1 protein-coding gene and 1 pseudogene are annotated in these 2,637 nt (G+C 61.2%); both read left to right on the forward strand.

The features are described from left to right. Window positions 1-1,897, forward strand: a pseudogene (locus PDO_RS28620) (Ti-type conjugative transfer relaxase TraA); the annotation flags it as partial. Between the two features lie 8 nt (window positions 1,898-1,905). Next, on the forward strand, window positions 1,906-2,637 hold a 732-nt coding region (locus PDO_RS12415; RefSeq protein ID WP_009110082.1), incomplete at its 3' end, for a DUF6118 family protein.

A 2,637-nucleotide genomic window follows, 5' to 3' on the forward strand; every position in this document is an offset into this window, starting at 1 on the left:
AAGGGCCGCAATCGTCCGCGACCACCTCTCGGATCGCGATGAGCGGCCGGAGGGAAGTCGGGTGGCGATGGCGCATCGTCGCGCCGACGTTCGCGCGATCAATGATGAGGTTCGATCGGCCCTGCAGCAGCGTGGCAAACTGGCGCAGGGTGCGGAAGCCGGGGAGCTGTCTTTCCAGACCAATGACGGCAAGCGATCATTTGCGCCCGGCGACCGTATCGTCTTCCTGCAGAATGATCGTGACCTTGGCGTCAAGAACGGGATGCTGGGAACAGTCCATGCCGTCGAGCCGAACGCATTACAGGTACAGCTCGACGGCAAAGTGCTGGAAACCGGGGAAGGAGGGTCCGGTTCGATTAGAATAGATGCAAATGCTTACCAAAGCTTTGACCATGGCTACGCGACGACGATCCACAAGAACCAGGGCGCGACGGTGGACCGCGCCTTTGTGATGGCCTCGTCTACAATGGACCGGCATCTCACCTATGTCGCGATGACGCGCCACCGTGATGGCGTACAGCTCTACGGAAGCCAGGAAGAATTCGCCGGCCGTAATGCGGGTAAGATGGTTGAGCATGGAAAAGCTCCCTATGAGCATAAGCCGGGCAACCGCGACAGCTATTTCGTGACGCTGGAAAACGACAAGGGTGAGCGGCACACGACGTGGGGCGTCGACCTTGAACGGGCCGTGAAAGAAGCCCGCCCGGAGATCGGCGCCAAGATCGGGCTTGAACATGCCGGATCGGACACGGTGCGGCTTCCGGATGGCAGTACGGCGGAGCGCAATTCGTGGAAGGTGCGCAGCGCAGAAGATCTGGCATTCAAGGGACTGGAAGAACGGCTCAGCCGATCGGGCGTCAAGGAGACGACGCTCGACTATGTCAGCGACTTTGCCGAGCGACGCGGTATGGCGGAGCATTTTGGGATCGTAAGCGAAATCGATCTTGATCCTGCCGGCCGACGGGAGCATGAGAGCCGCTCCCTTGCCGTTCCTTCCGCAAGGGAGGTTCAGGATCGGTCCATCAGCGAGCGTTCTGCTTACGAGGAGCGTACCCCCTCGCGGGCCGATCCTGATCCGAATAATGCCGCCGATCGTCAGCAGAGCCCACGCCGCAGCCCATTCGAGGGGTTGAAACTTTCGCGTGTCGCAGCGACTGAGAACGTGCCGCCGCAGGATCGCGCCGAGCCGGCCCAGGATCGTCAGCAGCAGCCAGAAGCACCCAAGCGCAGCATGTTTGCTGGCCTGAAGCTGAAAGCTTCTCAGGAGCGCTTGGCGCCGGAAAGGGAGGATGCGCAGCGGCCAGCGCGGGAGCAGGACCGGTTAGTCGATCGCTTGCGGCAGTCATCCGGGTTTGAGCAGTCGGTTGATCGCTTTGCGCGCGCCTGGACGGCCATGGAAAAGATGGACCGCGAGGGCCTACCTGTTCTGGAAGGACAGAAGACCGAATTACATCAGGCGGGCCGGCAGCTCGATGGGCAGCGGCCGGGCGCGTCCCAACTGATGGTTTCGGCGATGCAGTATAATCCGCAGACCGAACGCGCCATGCATGAGCTTACCGGCAGGGAGCGTGTCGGTCAGCTCGTCGCCGGCCTGGACCGCGAACGGGCCGCGCAAGCCGACCCGAATGTGCGTGCCGATCGGCTGATCAATCGGTGGCAGGAGCTCCAGGAAGAGCGCCAGGGCCTTCGCGGCTGGCAGAACGACGACGCGCGCGGCAAGGTCGAGGGACAAATGCGCCAGGTCGCAACCACAATCGAGCGGGACCCCCAGGTGGAATCCATCGTGCGCGGCCGAAGCCAGGAAATCGGCATCAGTCATGTCGACCAAGAACAGAACGTCGCTCGCGCAATGGAACAGCAGCTTTCCCGTGGGCGCAGCCAGGGACTTGAACGGTAGGAGCAGGCATGACGGACAGCGGCGATTATCCAGAGCAGCAGGAACCGGCCGAAATCGACGAGGCCGCCCAGGCGTTCGAAGCACTACGCCGGACACTAGAGAAGCTGGCCCGGGATGTCGGCGGCGAAATGGTCGTCATCCGCAAGGGCGTAGAAGCCGCCTTCGACCAGTTCGAAAAATTCCAGCAGCCAGCCGACTATAGCGAGGATCTCGGCCAGATCGTGCAGAACCAGGTCGTGCTTGCCGAGCATCTGGCAGCCATCGAGAAATCGCCGGCATTAAAAAATGGTCCGGATCACTATGCTCGGGTGCTTGAGAATGTCGCGGAGCGGATTTCGGCGAATGTCGGTCGGATGATTGAGAGTAAGAGCCGCGACCTTGAGCGCGTCTCGAGCAATCTTGATGGATATGTAAATGGTGCTCGCGATCGGCGCTTGCAGGATCGGTGGGTTTCCGGCGCGGGCGTGGGCGGCCTGGTGCTTGGTATTCTGTTGACGCTATTCGCCCCACGGGTTTTGCCCGGATCGGTTGACTTAACAGTTGCTTCGACAGCCATGAACAACGATCGCTGGAACGCCGGGATTTCGCTGATGCAGTCGGCAAGTCCTGAAGGTTGGCGCAGCATTACGGATGCCAGCAATCTGGTACGTGATAATCGGGAAACTCTGGCGGAATGCGCTGACGCAGCTGCAAAGGCTAAGAAGGAGCAGCGCTGCACGATTACCGTGCCAGCGGTCGAG

The sequence above is a fragment of the Rhizobium sp. PDO1-076 genome (assembly GCF_000247475.1).
Taxonomy (GTDB): Bacteria; Pseudomonadota; Alphaproteobacteria; order Rhizobiales; family Rhizobiaceae; genus Allorhizobium.